Below are 21113 nucleotides of genomic sequence, written 5' to 3' on the forward strand. Positions count from 1 at the left end.
CGCCCTCATTTTTATAAAGAGGTCAATAAATAAAAATAATAAAGATGAAAAAAATTATAAAATATATAAGTGTATTAGCAATTATTGCTATAAGTAGTTGTAGCAGTGTTGACGATAAAGATATAGCCACATTAGATACTGTTTCGGTTTATTCTATAACCAATATTACAGGAACAAATGCAGTATTATCTATGTCTGTATATAGAGATAATCCTTTATTAATTGAGTATTTAAATGCAACAACAGTTAAAAGTTACGAAACAAATACTTATGTAGATAACTCTGATGATACAACATATGCTGTATCTTTTAATAAAGTAAAGGTAACAGAACAAGAATCTGGAACAGACTTTATAGAAGAAATTAGTTACGTTATAGATGCAGATGTAGCATTAGGAACTGGTACTTTAACTATTACTAATAGTGATTTGTCTGAGGAGGTTTATACGATTTCTATAGCTAAACAAAATAGATTTATATAAAAAATATTATTTTCTTAGATAAAAAAAGGAGTAGTATTAAACTACTCCTTTTTTTGTATTTTCTTTTCTCCTTTTTTTGGCATTGGCCCACGTAGATGGATAACCAAACCGTTTAAAAAATTTCTAAGAATTTGATCGCCACACTCCATATATTTTGGATGATCTTCTCTTCTAAATAAGGCCCCTAATTCACTTTTAGAAATTCTAAAATCTACCAGAGCTAAAATTTTCACAATATCATCGTCTCTTAGTTTTAAAGCAACTCGTAATTTTTTTAAAGTATCATTATTTGTCATATCAATATGTTTAAAACACTTAGGTTACCGTTCATCGATAATAGAAAAGCAAAGTGCCTCTTTTAGCGTTTTTTTTATTTTGTAAAGATACTTTAAATATTTTTTCAGTTTAAATATGTTTTAAACCACATATAGTGCTGATTACTAGGTATTTGTAAATAAGTGTTATTCGTTTTAAAATTATCGATAAAGAGTTTAACAGCATTTTTATTAGATAAAAAAAAATAGAAGATGATAAACTAAATAAAATTTACGATAAAATACTAGGTGTTTTTCGATAAGCTACATTATATATACGATAAGAACCAAACACTTCGCTGTATCTTTATTATAGATGATTAATACCCTTGAAGATGATTAATAGAGTAGAAAAATTAAGTTTACTTTCCGAAATGATAGCTTTTGCAAAGTATGATAAAGACATTAAGCACATTGAATATAATTTTTTATTAGGTGTTGCTAAACAATTAGATGTAAGTAGATCTGACTTTGAATATTTAATAGAAAACCCAATATCTTATACACATTTAAAATCGCATAGCGAACGTATTGTTCAGTTTCACAGATTGGTTTTATTAATGAATATTGAAAGCAAAAATAATGCTAAAAACAAAGGAGTTATTAAACTGTATAACTTTGGTTTAAGAATGGGTTTAAGTCACGAATCTATAACTAAAGTATTATATCTTATGGAAAGCTTTCCAAACAAAATTGTCCCTCCAGATGTTTTAATAGATATTTTTAAAACGCAATATAACTAAGATTAAATTTTGAAGTGTTGAATCTTAAATTTATTGAAAGCTAAAAGTTTATACTTTTAGCTTTTCTAGTTTATCTTGATATCCTTTTATTTCGTCTCTCAATTTGGCTGCAATAATAAAGTCTAAGGCTTTTGCAGCTTCTTCCATAAGTTTTCTTTTTTCTCTAATTTTCTTTTCGAGCTCAGGTTTACTTAAGTATTCGCTTTCTGGTTCTGCAGCTTTTAATGCTTCCATTTCGTAACTATAAGTACTTACAGAGTTTTTAGATAATACACTGTCTAAGCTTTTATTTAAGGCTTTAGGTTTTAAATTATGCTTTGTATTGTAGGCTATTTGTTTTTCTCTTCGGTACTCTGTTTCGTCAATAGTTTTTTGCATGCTTTTAGTAATTTTATCGGCATACATAATGGCTTTACCGTTTAAGTTTCTTGCAGCTCTACCAACAGTTTGGGTGAGCGAACGTGCAGAACGTAAAAAACCTTCTTTATCGGCATCTAAAATAGCAACTAACGACACTTCTGGTAAATCTAAACCTTCACGAAGTAAGTTTACACCTACTAAAACATCAAATATACCTTTACGTAAATCTTGCATTATCTCTACACGCTCTAAGGTATCTACATCACTATGTATGTATCTACAGCGTATTTGTATACGGTCTAAGTATTTTGTTAACTCTTCGGCCATTCGTTTGGTTAGTGTAGTAACCAATGTACGCTCGTCTTTTTCTACTCGTAGCTGGATTTCTTCTATTAAATCATCAATTTGATTTAAACTAGGACGTATTTCTATAATAGGATCTAAAAGACCAGTTGGTCTTATAATTTGTTCTACATAAATACCATCCGATTTTTGTAACTCGTAATCGGCTGGTGTTGCACTAACATAAATAACTTGGTTTTGAAGCGCTTCAAATTCTTCAAACTTTAATGGACGATTATCCATAGCAGCAGGCAATCTAAAGCCATAATCTACAAGGTTTTCTTTTCTACTTCTATCTCCGCCATACATAGCATGTACTTGGGATATTGTGACGTGACTTTCGTCTACTACCATTAAAAAATCATCTGGAAAATAATCTATTAAACAAAACGGTCTTGTACCAGGAGCTCTTCCATCTAAATATCTCGAATAATTTTCTATACCAGAGCAGTAACCTAATTCTCTAATCATTTCTAAATCAAACTCAGTACGTTCTTTAAGACGTTTTGCTTCTAAATGCTTTCCTATTTCTTTAAAGTAATCGTGTTGTTTTACTAAATCGTCTTGAATATTTTTAATAGCACCTTGTAATACATCTGGCGAGGTTACAAACATATTGGCAGGGTAAATATTTAATCTGTCGTATTTTTCTACTACCTTGTTTGTCATGATATCAAAAGATTCAATATCTTCAATTTCATCTCCAAAAAAATGAATGCGAAATGCATCATCTGCATAACTAGGAAAAATGTCTACCGTATCTCCTTTTATTCTAAAATTACCATGTTTAAAATCGGCTTCGGTTCTAGAATATAAACTTTGTACTAATTGGTGTAATAATTGGGTTCTAGAAATTTCTTGATCTCTTTCTAGGCTAATAACATTTTTTTGAAACTCTACAGGGTTTCCAATACCGTATAAACAAGACACAGAGGCAACAACTAGCACATCGCGTCTACCAGAAAGTAGGGATGAGGTTGTGCTTAACCTCATCTTTTCTATTTCTTCGTTTATAGATAAGTCTTTTTCTATATAAACTCCAGAAACAGGAATGTAAGCTTCTGGCTGGTAATAGTCGTAGTAAGATACAAAGTACTCTACCGCATTATCTGGAAAAAATTGTTTAAATTCTGAGTATAACTGCGCAGCCAATGTTTTATTATGAGCTAAAACCAAAGTAGGTCTTTGTACTTCTTTAATAACATTGGCTGCGGTAAATGTTTTACCAGAGCCTGTAACACCTAACAAGGTTTGATATTTTTCGTTAGTATTTATGCCTTCTACTAATTTTTTAATAGCTTGTGGCTGATCTCCGGTAGGGCTAAATTCAGATTCAATTTTAAACTGCATATAGCAAAATTAAACAAAATTTGTGTGTTATCGCTTTAAAGTAAAGTGTCCTTTTAGTTCAAATTCTTTACCCTTATAAAAAACATGAGCAAGATACCAATAATCGTCTGTTGGCATCTTAACACCATTATAAGTTCCATCCCATCCAGAAGAGGTATGTGGTAATGTTTTTAGTAGTTTACCTTGTCTGCTGTAAATGTAAATTATTGTACCAATTAATTGATTAACACCTGTTATGTGCCAAGTATCAAATTGGCCATCTCCATTTGGAGTAACAAATTTTGGTACATCTATTACCATGACTTCTTTAGAAATAGATAAACATCCATTAGCATCTATTACTGTAATAAGGTGCGGACCAATACCAACGTTTTGAAAAAAGTTTGAGCGTTGTGGCTCGTCTTCATCTAATTGGTAATAATAATCACCAATACCACTAACGGTTATTGTAATGTTGTTGGGGTCTGAAAAATCTACAGTTTCGGTAATCTCAATGTTTGCTTGTTCAGACTCTATTACATTAAATGTATTTGTTGTTTGGCAACCATAAGCAGATGTAATGGTAAGACTATATGTGCCTATTTCTGTAATTTCTATACTTGCAGTGGTTTCTCCATTGGGTAACCATAAATAAGTGTCGTTTGCAAAACCTGTTTCGGCATTAACTACTAACGGAAAGTTTTCTAAACAAATAACTTGGTTTTCCACAGTATTTATTGGTTTGCGTCTTACAGTAGCCATAAAATTTGTTGTACTAAAACACCCTGTTTTTATATTTTCTATTCTGGCATAAATCATACTTTCAGCATCTACTTGGTGTATGTTGGCCAAAATGTTGGTTTTGGCTATAGCGTCTTCTTCTGTTAAATAATAGCTAAAATTAAAATCTGTAGGGTTTTGGTTGCCTAATATAATGCTGTTTTGTTGGCTAAAATCGAACCCGTAAATATTATCATAATCGGTATCGCACGCTTCTATATCGCTTGGTTTATTAGCTATAGGTAATGGGTTAACTATAAGTTGAAATGGATAAACATAATGGCATCCTCTTGATGCCGATTCTATTCTTATATATATAGTATCGTTATAAGATGTATATGTGTAATCTGTACTAATAGCATCTGTGCCTAACTCGGCATTGGCAGCGTTTGCATAGTAGGTAATAAGGGCATCAGCATCGTTATTTACAATTATAGTATTAATTTCGTTTAAGTTGAAATAACGTGTTGGGTTATCGCAAATTTCGTGAGTTTCAAATTGATTTATTGCTGGTGGCGATGTTACCTTTAATTCTTGTTCTACCACATTATAGCAGTTTGCAGAGGTATTAAAAACTTTAATGTAAATGGTTTGTGGGTTACTTTTGTTTGTGTAATTTTTTGGGTTTGAAATAGCCGAAGCATCATTATCTAGTAACGAGAAATCGTCAAAATAAGATATTATAATATTAGCAGATGCTGTAGCGAGTAAATCGCTTTCATTTTTAGATATATTAAAAACAACAGTTTCATCATAATCCATATCGCACTGCACGATTGTGTTTACTTGGTTAGGGTAGTCGTGTACAATAGTTGTAAACTGTGTTATACTATAGCACCCTGTATTATTGTTTTCTATACGTGCAAAAATGTTTTGTTGGTTTTGGGCGTTATAATTATCTGGTAAAGCCGAGGTTTTATTTATGGCTGCGTTATTACTATCGTAATACGTAATTGTAAAATTATTAGGATTTTGGTTTCCGTAAATGCTATTGTCTTGCATTTTTAGGTTAAAAACTTCAAATTTATCTGCACTTTCATCGTCGCAAGCTTCCATGTTGCTTGGTTGGTTTGCTGTGGGTAAAGGCGTTACAATTAATTGAAACGGATAGACGTAATGGCAACCTCTTGCAACCGATTCTATTCTAATATAAATAGTATCTTTTATTGTACTATATGTATAATCTGTGCTTATGGGGTTAGTATAGGCTTCGGCATCTGCTTTATTTGTGTAATAGGTAATTACAGCATCACTATTGTTAGTAACAATAATATTGTTTATAATGTTGAGGTCGAAATAGCTAGCATAATTATCACAAATTTCGTGAGTTTCAAATTGATTTATTACTGGTGGCGATGTAACATTTAATTCTTGTTCTATAACATTATAACAGTCTGCAGATATGTTATAAGCTTTAATATAAATAGTTTGAGGGTTATTTTTGTTAGTGTAGTTTGCTGGGTCTGTAATAGCTGAAGCATCATCGTCTATCAAAGAAAAATCGTCAAAATAAGAAATAGTTATGTTGCTTGATGCGGTAGCAAATAAGTTTGATTCGTTTTCTGATATATTGAAAACAACAGTTTCATCATAATCTATATCACATTGTACTAATGGAGTAACTTGGTTTGGGTAATCGTGAACAATAGTATTAAACTGTGTGGTATCAAAACATCCAGTTACGTTATTTTCTATTCTAATATATATAATTTGTCCGTTTTGGGCATTATAATTGTCGCTTAATGCAGACTCACCATTTAGAGCTGCATTGTTGTTATCGTGGTATGTTATGGTAAAATCGTTAGGGTTTTGGTTACCATAAACAGCATTGTCTTGTGTTCTTAAATTAAAAGTCTCGAAAGTATCTGCACTAGCATCGTCACAGGTTTCCATGTCGCTGGGTTGATGCGCTACAGGTACCGGACTAACAATAAGTTGAAAAGGATATACATAGTGGCATCCTCTAGTTGCCGATTCTACTCTGGCGTAAATAATGTCGTTTGTTGTATTATAGGTATAATCGATATTGAAGGCATTTGTACCATTTTCTGCTTCAGTATTACTTGTATGGTAGGTTATAACAGCATCTGGGTCGTTATTTATTAGCTTAGTGCTTATATCGTTTAGGTTAAAATAATTTGAAGAATTATCGCAAATTTCGTGTTCTTGAAAATCATTTATTGCCGGAGGAATATCGACTTCTAAATTAATAGGAAGACTTACAGAACAGTTAGAAATGGTGTTATTAATTTTAATGTATACTGTTTCTGGGTTGTTTGTATTGGTATAATTTTCTGGGTCTGTAATAATATCTGTATTCAAATCTACACCTTCTTCTGTAGAGTGATAGGTTATTACAAGATTGTTTTGCCTTAAATCTAAAATTTCCAATTCAGATAATGTTAAATCAAATGTTGTTAATCCGTCATAATTTGAGTCGCATACAACCAAAGGCGATGGCGTTGTGGTGTTTGGTACTTGTATAACACTTAGCGTAAAATCTGTTATTCCGTGGCAGTAGGTTCCGTTAGTAATGCGAACATAAATGGATTGCGGATTGTAAGAATTCGTAAAAATTGGATCTATAGGATTATAACCATACTCTGCATCGTAACTACTGGTATGAAGCGTAACAGTTAAGTTATCTGCTATTCCTTGTTTTATAAAATCTATGGTTGGATTTAAATCGAAGGTTTCTGAGCCATCGTTAGAAATATCGTCGCATACTGGTATATCTTCGGGCTCGTTAAAAAGCGGAACAGAGCCTACTTCAAGTTCAAAAGATGAGGTGCCAAAACACTCTTGGTCTGTGTAACTTTCTACTCTAACATATATGGTTTGCGGATTAGAAGTATTTTTATAAGCATTGTATTTATCGATAATATTGGTTCTGTCAATAGCATCTTGAGCAGTTTCAAAATAAAGTACATCTTTGCCATACTGTCCATTTAAAACATCTGGATCTTTTAGATAAAAATAAAAATCTGCTTCATCATTAGCATCAGATTCACAGTTTTCAAAAATGCTAATATCTTCAAAAATGGGTAGTGTATTTATATTTACATATACCCACGATATATTATAACAAGAAGTGGTTTTACTTTGCACTCTAAAGTAAAGGTATTGTCCGTTTACAGCTTCGTAAGCTGTAGGGTTGTCCATAGGGTTTTCGCCAGCAACAGCATTCCAATAATCGTCATAATAAGTAATATCTAAGTCTGTAGTATTTGCAACCACTTGAGGTAAACTAGCTGTTACATCTACAACATATCGTTCGTCTTGATCGTCATCACAAATAATAATATTATCTGGGTACCCTACAACAGGAGCAGTAATTATATTAATATCTATAGGTTTTACAACTACACAGCCGCTTTGCGTATTAGATACTCTTATAAATATTTGTTGTGGGTTTACCCAATTATAAAAGGTATCGCCTAGTCTGTTCTCGTCGTTAAGAGCATCAACTTCGGTTAAATAATAATTTATACTCACAGGCGATATGCCTTTGGTTAAATCTCTACTAAAAGTTTCTAATAGAATAGAGGTGTAACCATCGGTGTCTGTATCGCAATAATCTACGCTATCTATTTCGGGTAAAACCAAAGCAGGTTTTATAATTAAATCGACTAAAAAATCGACAACACATACATCGTCCACAACTCTTGTGTATAAAGTAGCAAGACTAGAGGTTACTAAATAAGGTGTGTTTTTATTTATGGGGTTGGTTTGATTGTCTAAATCGTCTTGAGATTCGTAAAATACAATATCTAAATCACCATAATCTAGTTTTATATCTTTTTCTACATCTAGTAAATTAAAGTATTCTTGTCCATCATCCGAGTAATCATCACAAATTACATAATCTTGGTAGTTAATACCGTAAAGTACTAAATTGGTTTGTAGCTCTACGGTAGAGATAGAAAAGCAGCCTGTAGTATCATCTTCTACACGAATATATACTAACTGGAAATATGGTGTAATGTTATTGTAATTTGTTTGGTTTGCAATTTCATTTTCGCCTGCCAATGCATCTTCTTCGGTTATATGGAATGTTGTTGTTGCATTGGTAACACCTTCTAGTACGCTAGGTATTACGGTAGTAAGGTCGAATGTTTCAATGCCATCTTCATCTTCTACACATTTATTAATCCAATGTCTACTCTTGTCTATTGCTGGGTTTTCTTGTACAGTAACATCCATTGTGGTTGTAGCGTAGCAACCTGTAAAAGAATTATAAACTCTAACATAAAGTGTATCTGTTAGGTTTACGTTTGTGTATGGTGCGTATATTTGGTACCATCCAGAATCTGCATCTTCTTGTGTGTAATGGTAAGTAACCTGCAGGCTATTATCTCCGCCAGTTATTTCGTCGTTTGCCTGCCATAAATCTATAACGGTAAAACCATCGTTTTCTTGATCGTCGCAAACAATTAAAGGAGCTGGTTTATTAATTTTAGGCGATTCGTTTACAACTAAATTAAATGTAGGATAGGCTAAACAACCGTTAACTGTATCTTCTATTCTTACATATATTATTTGCGGATTGCTTGTGTTAGTAAAGTTTGATGTAATTGAATTGCTGTTGTTTTTGGCATCATCTTCAGATTTATGATAGGTTATATTGTATGTTCCTGAAGGTACAGAGTAAAGTATTTCGTAATATTTTAGATCTAAGTTAAAGCTTTCGAATCCATCGTTACTGCTATCGTCACATAGAATAAAATCAGAAATATCACCAGAAATTTGTTCGCCATTTAGAGTTACTTCTATTTCATCTTCTATAATACACGACGACTCATTTACTTGCAGTGTTATTTCAACTTTATATACTCCAGATGTTAAGGCTGTATATGTAGCCTCTTTTTCGCCTACAATTAAATTATCGTTTAAATACCAAGCGTATGTTGCGAGGTTATTATTTATATCGCCATTTAAATCTACCGTATTGGCACATGTAGAAAGATCTGGACCTAAATCTACAGTAGCATTAAAGCTGTTACCTTCTATAAATACAGCAGAATCGAATTTGTAATCGGTTTGATCTGCAATTACTAATTTAATATGATATTTTACATTAGGCGTAATACTTGTATTGGCTGTTAGTACAGTAGTTCTTCCATTAAAATTGGTGTCTCCAGAACCAAAACCATCAAAATATGCTTCGTTTTGTGCTGCACAGAAACCTACAATATTTTGGTGTATAGTTTTTGTGTTTACAGGTGTGTTTGTTCCTGGAATTAGAGCAATGTTGGTATATGGATCTGTGGAGCCTGCTTCTTTTATTAAAAAAGCGAATCCGTCTGAATAGTTACATGGGTTGTCTTCATAATATTCTTCGGAAGCCAATAGATAATTAAATTGTACTTGATTTGAAAAGGATACAAAATCGAACTCAATGGATGTTGCATTTAACGTGTTACTAATGCCAAGAGCAGTTTCTAAATCGTTATCTGTTCCCCAACCATCATCTCCTTCTGCTAAAATTGCAGTGTTTGCTGTGTTACCAGCAGCATTTACGCTACCAGTAGATAGTACTATTCCGTTTTTAAAAGGAAAATTAGATGATGCTTTTTCAAAGTAGCCATAACTTTCTAAACTACTAGATTGTCCGTTTACAGTAGAGGATATGTTAGTTATTTCTACACATCCTTCTGCTAGGTTATTTAAAATAAGTTGCTCTAAAGATATAGAGCTATCTGTGGTAATTTGTTGGGCTTCTGCTTTATATGTAAATAATAAATACAGAAAAAAAGCTAGCGAAAAAATAGGCTTCATGCTAGGAGTGGTTTTGTATAATTTGCCTAGTTAGTTGCAAATAATTGGTTAATAGCTATTGTAAATTTATATATTATATAGACACAAAGCCATACCTATAAGTAGGTATATTTAACATATTCGCTTATATGTTAAAATTTTTGGATATACTACCAAATATTTTTAAAATTAATACTTAATAAATAGATTATTAGATGGTTAAAGCTATCTCTTTAAGGTAAAATGTCCCATAAACTCTCTACCATCTTGTAATAAAACTCTAAACCAATAATCGTCTGCAGGCATTGGAGCGCCATTAAAGTTTCCATCCCAACCTGGTGAAAGCGGACTTATTTGTTTTAATAGTTTACCATATCTATTGTAAATAATAATATTGCTATTGGGCTGTATATTGGCACCAATTCCTTTTATTTTCCAATAATCATTTTGGCCATCTCCGTTAGGAGTAAAATATTTGGCATGTCCAATTACAGAAATATCAAGTGTTGTAGATCCGCAAATTTCATCATTTATGTAAATGGTGTAAAAACCAGCTCTAACATTTTCGAAAACTGGATCGCTTTGATAATTTATAAAAGGCGAGCCTTCTTCTCTTAAAGCAAACTCGTAATTTCCAGACCCTAAATTAGTAGTGTTTATGGTAACTGAATTGTTTTTAGAGAGGTCTACAATGCTAACATCGTTATTGGTAATTGTCGCTCTTTCTGATGCATCAACAGTAATGGTTCTAGTTCTAGAACAGCCAGTACCATCTGTTTTTGTTAGTGTTACAGCATATGTTCCTGGTGTAGATACGGTAATGGATTCGTCGTTCGAAATAAACTCATTAGTAATAGTACCATCTGTGCTTGTCCATCTCCATTCGTAATCAAAACTATCTATAACACTAGCTTTAGTAACATCTAAATCTATAGAAAAAGTAGGATCTGACGAGCAAACAATTCTAGGAGATTCTACACTAAAGTTTGGGAGAGGGTTTACTATTAAATCTATATTTGTATTTGCTGTACAGGTATTATTTGTTGGGTTTATAACTTCTATAGCAATGGTTTGGTTGCTTGATATTAGTGTGGTAGGTAATGTTGTAGCATTGGTTATTGCTGTTCCTAATTCATCAATATAGCTAAAATAAATTTCCATGCCTGTTTGGGCTCCTAAAACGGTGTTTTGTACTGCAGATAAATCGAATGGGTATAAACCATCGTCGTCTATGTCTCCTGCGCTACCATCGCATACAGGAGCAATAGTTACGGGGTTTGCAACAGGTTGTTCATCTACAATAAAATCTATAGTTGTAGTGTCTGAACATGCACCATCAGGATCTGAGGTCGTATTGTTGGTTACAACAACCGTTATGGTTTGATTTTCTGTTAAAAATGTAGACTGGATAGGGCTTGTTACTCGAGTACCATCTGAATATAACAGCGGAGAATCGGTGGCGTCGAAATAGGTAATGGTAACATTATTAGGGTTTTGTCCGTTTAAAATATTGGCTTCTAGTTGCGATGTGTCAAATGGATACGATAATACACTATCGTTTGTATCGTAATCGCAAACTCTAGTAAAACTTACAGGGTTTGCTGTTGGTAACGATTCTACAATCAATAAATCTGTAAACTCTTCTAAGCCTAGGCAATTGTTACCTAAATCGCTTTTTACGCGTACCCAAATGGTTTGCATATTTGGAGAATTTGTGTTTTGATGGTTGCTAATATCTGGTATTTCGTTTGTTTCTAACTCGGCATCAATTTGACTTTCGTAAAAATGAACGCTTACCGTAAAGGTTGGGAAAATAACGTTAGAGATATGCGTAGCAAGGTTGGACATATCGAAGGTAGATATACCATCTCTAACATCTGTACCATCATCACATTGATAAATTGAATTTGGGGTGTAAGTTCCTAAAGCAGCACTAGATGGACTAACAGCTAAAGAAAGCGGAACAATTCTAGCGCATCCATTCGGATTTTCTACACGTATCCATACGGTCTCGGTAGTAAAGCCCAAACCATCTTGGTAGTTTGCTGGGTCTGGTATTGTTGTGCCATTTGTATTGGCTTCGTTTTGGTCATCATAATAAGTAAAAGTATACCCCTCAGCACTGTAATTAGGATTAATTTCTTCTTTAATTCTATTTAAAGTTAAATTGAAAAAAGCTTGTCCATCATTAGAATCGTCATCACATTGCGTATAAATATTAGGATTACTAACTTGTGGTAGTTGGTATACTTCGATATCGAAAGCGGTATCTGCATAGCACATATCTAATAGGCTATTTGTTTCTCTAACATAAATAGTTTGACCACCTGCAGTTGTATTTGTAAAAGCAGAAGGTGTTGTTATTTGGTTGTCAGGTTGTCTGCTAGCATCTGTATAATAGGTTAGTGCAAAATCTGTAGCGCTTTGCCCATTAAGTATTTCTGTTTCACGCTGTGTTAAATCGAAAATAATATAACCATCGGTGTCTGTACCTACAGATGTATTGTCACATTCTTGAATAGGTGTTACATTTGGAGGAGTTAAAGGTACTGGTGTTTCATAAACTTCTATATTAAAACTAGAAGTAGCATAACATGCTGTATTCGCATCATTTTCTACACGTGCATAAATGGTTGTATTTCCACTCTCAAAAGGACTTGTAATTATTGGTGTGCCAGCATTAGCATCGGCTTGTGTAGCGTGGTATGTTATTGTTTGTCCAAAAGCAGTACTAATATCGTCGTTTTGTAATATTAAGTTAAAAGATGCGGTACCGTTATTGTCGCTATCGCATAGTTGCATAGTAGGAGCGGTATTTGCAATAGGTAATTTGCTTACGGTTAAAGTTATTTCGTCTGAATAGAAATTACAACTGTTTCCATTTCTATTTAATAAGGCTCTGTATTGGTAATTGTTTATTGTAGTAGGAGCAGATGTAATATTTAAATCTGCAGTTTGTGCACCACTGTATAAAGCATCATCTGTAATGGAGTTCCAGTTTGTACCATCTGTGCTAACTTCCCATTGAATAAAGTCTATAGTAGCAAGGCTAATAGATATTGTTGTGTTAGAATACTCGCATACTTCTGTGTCAATTGGTTCTGTAGTAATAGTTATAGGTGCTGCTGTAGAGTAATTTGGATCTGGTAATGTATATCCGTTTGATGAGCTTGTAACTAACCCATTAGCATCTACAGTAACAGGGCTATTACCTATAATATTGTCGCTATCTGGATCAGTAAATCCAGCCTCAATAACATCGTTACAGCCATCGCCATCACTATCATAATCTAAATAATCAAAAATACTATTGGCATTAATATCGCTAATAATATAATCTAAACTTCCGCTATCTGGAGCAGTTTCTGCAGAGTCTACTAAGCCATTTAAATCTGTTGGCCCCATCCAATCTACAATGCCATTAACATCGGTGTCGGATAGGTGAGAACCATAACCACCAGATTCTAATAAATCGTAGACACCATCATTATCGCTATCTAAGTCATAAAAATCGGGTATACCATCACTGTCAGAGTCAATAGCAGATGGGATGTTATTATATGCATCGTCAAGACCATTTAAATCGGAGTCAATTCCAGATAAAAGTATTAGAGCACCTGTGCCTTCTATATAATCTGGAATACCATCATTGTCGCTGTCTAAATCTAAATCATCTTTAATACCATCGCCATCGTTATCATTTTTAAAGCAAGTTAAAGACAGGATACCGTTAAAAATTGAGGTGCCTGTGGTGTTAGATAGTTTGTGAATAAAAGAAAATGAATCGACTTGATTTGCCAAAAATTGATACGGAGTCGAACCGGTAGGTGATGGATTTATTTTAAAATGAATTTCTGAACCAGAAGTTATTGTAATTCCTGTTTCGAAAACACCATCAAAATTAGTATCTACAAGTAATCTATCATCAGGATCTACTAATGTTATGTTTTTATTTGAAGGCAAAATTTTAGCAATAAAAAATTCACCATTAACAGATGCGTGCGTAACAGCTATGTCTTCTATAAACTTCATGTTAATAGGTTCTGAAAACGAAATAGTGTAGTTGTTTTCTGCATTACTATCTTGCGGTATTTCGCTAGTAAAATTACCTGTTCCTGTTAGTCTTAATTGGTTAGTACCGGTGCTTAAACGACTAGAAGATATGTTATTAGTGGCTATAGAAGAATTAATAGACCCATCTTGAAATCTAAGTATTGGAGGTCTTGTGTTAGAAAGGTCTAAAACAACATCTCCTTTAGATTCGGTGCAGTTTAATATGCCATCATTATCATTATCTATATCTATATTATCTATAATACCATCATTATCTTTGTCGTCTGGACAAATACTTACAGGTACTTCTACAGATTCTAAAATTAATCCAGAACATACTATTTCTCCTATTAATTTATATTTTCCTGGCACTGTTGGCGTAATATCTGGCGTGCTAATACCAGTGGTTACATATCCTGTTCCGTCGTCGTACCACCATTCATAATTATCGAAACTTGCAGTATTTGCAGCAGATAGTGTTACGTTAGGAATACAGTTTCCTAAGGTAACAAATTGGGCATCAAAATTAATTTCTGGTGGCGATGGAAAGCCTGAATAAAAACTACCAGAAGTAGCAGAGCCATTATAATTAAAGTAGGCACAATATAGCTCGTCGCTACTTTGTACAGAAACATTACCAAAAAGGTTTGTAAGTTTGTATGTTACGTAGTCTGGTTTTCCAGATACTGCATTAGCACTACCAATAGGAAAATTTTGAGTTTCGTTATTTACCGTTACAGTGGCGCCAACCTTGGTTACAATAGTGATACCGCCAGAGTAGTTTGTGTTACCAATATCTTCAATATTTGCAATATTATCTATATTGCCTCTAGCTTCGCAACTTAAAGGTGGTACAAAAAACATACCTTGGTTGGCTTCGCTTGGCGATCCGTTATTTCCTAAACCACCAATACCTTGATAGGCAAAAACATCTTGAGACGTTTCTACATACATATTTCCATTTGCATTATAGCTACTGCCTTGAATGGCATAATATTCTCCTGCATTTATTGTTGCAATAGCGGTTGCACTGCCATTTATAAATATAGAAGTATTATCTGTATGAGCTACAATTAAGACGTTCTCCCAGTCGTTATTACCTACGCCTTTTACAAAAATATATTCTTTTCCAATTTTTGATAAACCAGCAATTTGATCTATACCATAGTCCCTACCGCTACCTGTGCCAAAACTACCATTTGCAGAACCACAGTTAACTACTATATTTTTAGTAGATGTAACAAGTGCACCTATTAATCCATCTCTGTTGGTTGTGGTTTGCTCGAAACTATTTGTGGCAATTGTGTAACTATCTCCTTTGTTTAAAGTAATGGTAATTGGAGTTGTACCAGAATAGTTTTTTATAACTAAGCCTGTAGGTAAATTACTAAATGTAACTTCGGTATCGTCTTCTGTTGCCATTACAGACACAAAGCTTAAATAATTGTCTTGCGGGTTTGCATTTGTGTATGTGCCTATTCTAAAAGTAGTATCTAATGCAGAAACACCTTTGCTTACAAGCGCGCCAGCTTGTGCTCCTCCAGCTTCCATTCTTATAGATACATAAACAACATCATCTGCTTCTATAATATAGCCTTGGTTGCTAACAACTCTACTTGATGCTGTTGATGCTATAAATAACTGCCCATTGCCATTGCCTATATAGACTTCGCGTGGATTGAGGTTGGATACCACACCTGTAATATAACTTGCTGCAGGCTGGCCAACTGGAATTATAGTATACGATACATCTTTGTTACTTGGTGTAGATAGGTATATGTATTGATTTTCGGGGTTGGCGTTACCAAAGGCCGAGCTTGTTAATGGTGGTATATAATGTGTTTTACTTAGTTGCGAGAAGCCTTTAAATCCTAAAATTAAAAAAAGTAATATTAAGAGGTGGTTTTTATAGTAGTTGGTAAGCATTTAAAACTTAAATAATGTTGGTTATTATACAATTAAAATTGTGCCAATAACTAATTTAGCACATTTAATTATATTTGACCGCTAAAATTATAAAAGGTTTAATTATTTAAGATAAAAGGAGCGAAATTGCTGATTATTAGTTCTGTTTTATCGTTTTAATGCAAAATGACCTTTAATGTTAAAAGTCTCTCCATCTTGAATTACATCTGCAGAAAACCAATAATCGTCTGAAGGCATATTGGCTCCATTAAAAGTACCATCCCAACCTAAAGCAGTATGTGGTAAACTTTTTAATAATTTACCATGTCTATTAAAAATATTAACAACAGTACCTGGTAATTGCTCTATGCCAATAATATGCCAAGTATCGAAATCTCCATCGTTATTTGGTGTTACAAATTTAGGAACATCAAAAACGGTTACAACTCTCGATATATCCATACACCCGTTTAAATCTCTAACTGTAACCGTGTGCATACCAAAAGTAACGTTCTCGAATATATTAGATTCTTGGTGTTCGCCATCATCTAAAATATAAACATAATCTCCAGCGCCACTAACATCTACAGTAATGCTATTTGGGTCTGTAAAATCTACCGTTGTTGTAAAGTTAATATTTGCTACTTCAGATTCTATTAAGGTAAAGTTTTTAGTAAACGAACAGCCTGTAGTTTTAGTAACACGTACCCAGTGATCTCCTAAATCTGGAACATCAAACTCTACTTCGGCAGTAGTTTGACCATTATCCCAAAGGTATGTATCGCTAATATCTCCTGTATTAGCACTTATTGTCATTGGTAAGTCGTTTATACATAATGGCTCTATATCATCAATAGGTATTACAGGTAAGGGGTTTACTGTTAAAGTGAATTGTGTAACATCGTAGCAGCCTGTATTTGTGTTTACTATGCGTGCATAAATAACTTCTCCGTCTGTTGCGCTATGCAAATTATTTAAGCGATTGGTATTATTTTGTGCATTAGCTATATCGCTATTGTAATAATATACAGCATGTATTGCAGCGTTTTGACTTCCTATTATGTTATTGTCGTTTTGAGATAAATCAAACTCGAAAAAACCATCAAAATCATCATCACATTCAACTATATCTGGAGGCGTGTTAGCAATAGGGTTTTCGTTTATTTGAAGTATAAAAGAGCTTGTTATTAAGCAGCCTGTAATTGGGTTTTCAATTCTGACATAAAAAGTATGGTTACTTGCTGTGTAATTAAATGTCGTTTGAGTTATTGGATTAGTATTATTTGTAGCATCGTTTTGACTGCTGTAATATGAAATGTTTACAGCGCTAGGGGTGTTAACAATTAAGTTGTTTACTTGTAATAAATCATAAGTATCTGTGTCGTTATCACAAATTTCTATGGTTCCAATAGGATTGATTGTAGGTGGCGGATTTACAATTAATTCTAGAGGAATAACCGTAAAACATGTTGTAGCTGTATTGGTTACTTTTATAAACACTGTTTTAGTGCTAGAAATATATGCGGTAGGGTTTGTTATACTTAAGTTATTATCGTTTGTGTTTATTTCGTTTTCAAAGTAATGTACTTCTACACCAGTTTGAATTCTATCATAATTATCGTAAACAGCATTTTCTAAATTAAAAGTAGTTTGTCCATCATAATCTGTATCACAAAGAATTAAAGGTTCTGCATCTGATAAATTTGGAGATGCAATAACATTTATACCAAAACCTTCAATTACTACACATTGCGAGCTATTGCTTTCTATTCTTGCATAAAGTTGTTGTGGGTTAACTGTGTTGTTAAACAGAAGTGGTTGTGGGTTATTGTTTTCTTCGGCATCTGTTAAATTTAAATGAAATGTAACGGTGTTATTCTGTGTTCCGTTTTGGTTTATTTCTGTAATCTTTTCATTTAAATCGAAGGTTCCTAGTTCATCGTTACTAGAATCATCACACTCTAAAAATGGGGTAGGAGCTGTGTAAACAGGGTTTGCACCAACTTCTATTGTAAACGAAGTGTCTTCAAAACAATTTGAGTCTGTAATGTTTTGAACTCTAATATAGATTTCTTGCGGACTAGAAATATTGGTATATGATGTGTTTTTATCGATTAGTACAGTTCTAGAACTATCTTCAAAATAAAGCACCTCTTTACCAGCTTGTCCATTTAAGATATCGGCATCTTTATCAGAGAATAAAAAATCTGCTCTGTTGTCTCCATCATCTTCACAGGATTGAAAATTACTTATCGTGCCAATTATAGGTAAAGTATTAACATAAATATCTAAAGTAGCTATATCGTAACAACCAGAAGTATTGTTTTCTACTCTAACATATACGGTTTGAGTATTGGCCGTATAATTTACCCTGTCGGTTAAAGAAATAGGATTTGTATTTGTATTGGCATTATCGCTATCTGTAAAAAAATCGATTGACAAGCCAGATGTGCTCGGTACAATTTCTGATATTTTATCTTCTAAATTAATAAGGTATAAACCATCATCGTCATCATCACATATTAAAAAAGGCGATGGTTCTGTAATTGTTGGAGCTGGTACTATTTCTATTTCAAAAGAATTTATTGTGGTACATCCTGTGTCTTCGTTTTCAATTCTGGTATAAATGGTTTCAATAGTGTTTGTGTTTTCGTAAAACAGAGGTAATTGGTTGGTATTAAATTCGGCATCATCTTCGGTTGGATAGTAGCGTACAACAAAATCTGTGTTTCCTCCGGTAATTAATTCGTCGAATGTTGCTAACTCTATACTTATAATTCCGTCGTCGTCGTCGTCACAATACTCTGTAGGCTCTATGGCATTAAAAACTAAAACAGGGTTTACTACTAAGTTTATTTCTTCTACTTCAGAACAAATACCATTGCCTATGCGTATGTATAATGTTGTTGGGTTTGAGGCAGGATATGGTGTTCCTTTAGCTAAAGCGTTGTTACTGTTATTTAAATCGTCTTCTGTTTCGTAAAAGTCTACAACAATATTATCTAAGTCGTTAGCAATTTGAGTTTCTATAACCGCAAGGTTAAAAACAACGATACCATCATTAGTCTCGTCATCACACAAAGCGAAATCTCCTGTGTCTGTTCCAGTAATTAATAAGTTTGTATGAATTTCTAGAAATGTAATAGTTGCACAGCCCGTATTGTCATCTTCAATTCTAACAAAAATAATTTGCACATCTGGCGTTATATTTTGATAATCTGTTTCGTTAGCAATTGGGTTTTCGTCATTATTGGCATCATCAAAACTATCGTGAAATGTTATGGTTACAGGATCTGTTAATCCGTTTAAAATGTTAGGAATAGCCTCGGTTAAATTAAAATTTGCAGTGCCATCATGGTCGCTATCGCATGCATCTAAGTATTCTGTTTCTCTGTTAACTATAGGGCTTGTTGTAACCTCTATAGTTAAGGTAGATGTGTTAAAACATCCTGTTTGAGTATTTACAACTCTAATATGAAGCTCTTCTGTAGGGTTTGTATTTGTGTAAGATGTTGGGTCTGGAATGGGGTTGTCTCCAGTAGTTGCGTCTAGGGAGTTATAATGATAAGATACAAGGTAGTCTGCTATTCCTCCAGTTATTTCATCGTTTTTTTGAGTTAAATCTATACTAGTTTGTTGGTCAGGAAGTGTGTCTGAATCACATTCAGATAAATTAGTTGGATCTGTAATATTCGGAATTATATTTACCACTAAATTGAAACTTGTATATGCAAAGCATCCAGAATCTAAATCTTCTACACGGACGAATACCGATTGCGGATTTTGTGTGTTTGATATAGGTGCGGTTATTTCTCCTGTATTATTTCTTGCTTCTGTATCTGAATTATGATAAGATAACGCGTAATTTGTAAATGGAATTACGCCTGCCAATTCGGTGTCTTTTGTAGTAAGGTCAAAGGTTTCTGTTTGGTCTCCACTTAAATCATCGCATTGCACATAATCGCTAATAGCAGTTATGTTTTCTTCGCTACTAAGCGTAACAATAATTTCGTCTTCTTCTATACAATTTGAACTGTTATTTAATTGATTAGTTATTTCTACTCGATACGTTCCTGTTTGAGAGACATCAATTGTAGGGTTTGTTTCTCCACTTATTGGCGTAGTAGAGTTGTTAAAAAACCACTGGTAAGTAGATGTTGGGTTATTTATGTTAGCGTCTAGAGTAACCGAAGTAGCACAGGTTGTAATGTCTTCTCCTAAGTCTAAAATTTTAAAACTATCACCTTCAATAAAAACAGCAGAGTCCCATGTTCTATCTCCTTGATCTGCAATTACTAATTTAATATGGTATTGTACATATGGTGTAATAGGCGCAGAGGCTGTTAAAACGGTTGTTCTTCCGTTGTAGTTAGTGTCTCCAACATTATAACCATCAAAATATTGATCGTTAGCAGCATCACAAACACCAACAACCTCTTCGTGAATGGTACCAATGTTTACAGGAGTAGTTGTTCCTGGAATTAAAGCTATGTTTTGATAAGGCGCAGGGCTTCCAGTTTCTTTTATAAGGAAAGCAAACCCGTCTGCAACTTGGCAAGGAAATACACCTGAGTATTCTTCGGATGCAAATAAATAATTAAAGCTAACTTGATTTGAGATAGAAATAAAATCAAACTCTATAGATGTTGCATTTAATGTGTTAGTTATGCCTAGAGCATTTTCTAAATCAGCATCTGCTCCCCAACTAGCAGAACCTTCACTTAATACATTGTTGTTTTGTGTGTTACCTCCAGACTCTGCATTACCTGTAGATAGCATAATTCCGTTTTGAAAAGGGAAATTAGAGCCTGCTCTTTCAAATTCTGCATAACTTGAAAATCCGCTAGCGGTTCCATTAATAGTAGATGTTACATTGGATATTTCTACACAACCTTCAACTAAATTATCTTCAATAAGTTGCTGTATAGTAACGTTATCGTTTATGTTTATTTGCTGAGAAAAAGCTAATTGCGAGTAGCAAATTAATGCAAGTAATAGTAAATATAAATGTAGGTGTTTTTTCACTTTGCTATATTTGGGTAAACAAC

7 protein-coding genes are annotated in these 21113 nt (G+C 33.5%); 2 read left to right on the top strand and 5 right to left on the bottom strand.

Translation table 11 applies throughout. The annotated features are described in order from the left end of the window. Positions 1-44: 44 nt before the first annotated feature. Positions 45-482 carry a hypothetical protein gene (locus ABD715_RS02215; protein ID WP_344786434.1) on the top strand — a complete coding sequence of 146 codons (438 nt, stop codon included), beginning with the start codon at positions 45-47 and terminating at the stop codon, positions 480-482. A 41-nt stretch (positions 483-523) separates the two neighbouring features. Here ABD715_RS02215 and ABD715_RS02220 read toward each other — a convergent pair whose 3' ends face one another. Beyond that, positions 524-778, bottom strand: a complete 255-nt coding sequence (locus tag ABD715_RS02220; protein WP_425567945.1) for a DUF1456 family protein — start codon at positions 776-778, stop codon at positions 524-526. A gap of 353 nt (positions 779-1131) precedes the next feature. On the opposite strand from ABD715_RS02220, the gene ABD715_RS02225 reads away from it, so the two are divergent. Beyond that, positions 1132-1539 carry a TerB family tellurite resistance protein gene (locus ABD715_RS02225; protein ID WP_344786435.1) on the top strand — a complete coding sequence of 136 codons (408 nt, stop codon included), beginning with the start codon at positions 1132-1134 and terminating at the stop codon, positions 1537-1539. Positions 1540-1587: 48 nt separating this feature from the next. On the opposite strand, the gene uvrB is transcribed toward ABD715_RS02225, so the two are convergent. From uvrB to ABD715_RS02245, 4 genes are all read right to left on the bottom strand, one after another. After that, positions 1588-3591 carry an excinuclease ABC subunit UvrB gene (gene uvrB, locus ABD715_RS02230; protein WP_344786436.1) on the bottom strand — a complete coding sequence of 668 codons (2004 nt, stop codon included), beginning with the start codon at positions 3589-3591 and terminating at the stop codon, positions 1588-1590. A 27-nt stretch (positions 3592-3618) separates the two neighbouring features. Next, positions 3619-10128: a choice-of-anchor L domain-containing protein gene (locus ABD715_RS02235; RefSeq protein ID WP_344786437.1), complete on the bottom strand. Its 6510-nt coding sequence runs from the start codon at positions 10126-10128 to the stop codon at positions 3619-3621. Positions 10129-10332: 204 nt separating this feature from the next. Further along, the gene (locus ABD715_RS02240) at positions 10333-16086 is read right to left on the bottom strand and encodes a T9SS type B sorting domain-containing protein (RefSeq protein ID WP_344786438.1); all 5754 of its coding nucleotides are present in this window, start codon (positions 16084-16086) and stop codon (positions 10333-10335) included. A gap of 147 nt (positions 16087-16233) precedes the next feature. After that, positions 16234-21090, bottom strand: coding sequence for a choice-of-anchor L domain-containing protein (locus ABD715_RS02245; RefSeq protein ID WP_344786439.1), 4857 nt, complete (start codon positions 21088-21090; stop codon positions 16234-16236). Between the last annotated feature and the right edge of the window lie 23 nt (positions 21091-21113).

Source organism: Postechiella marina (assembly GCF_039538365.1).
GTDB classification, from domain to species: Bacteria; Bacteroidota; Bacteroidia; order Flavobacteriales; family Flavobacteriaceae; genus Postechiella; species Postechiella marina.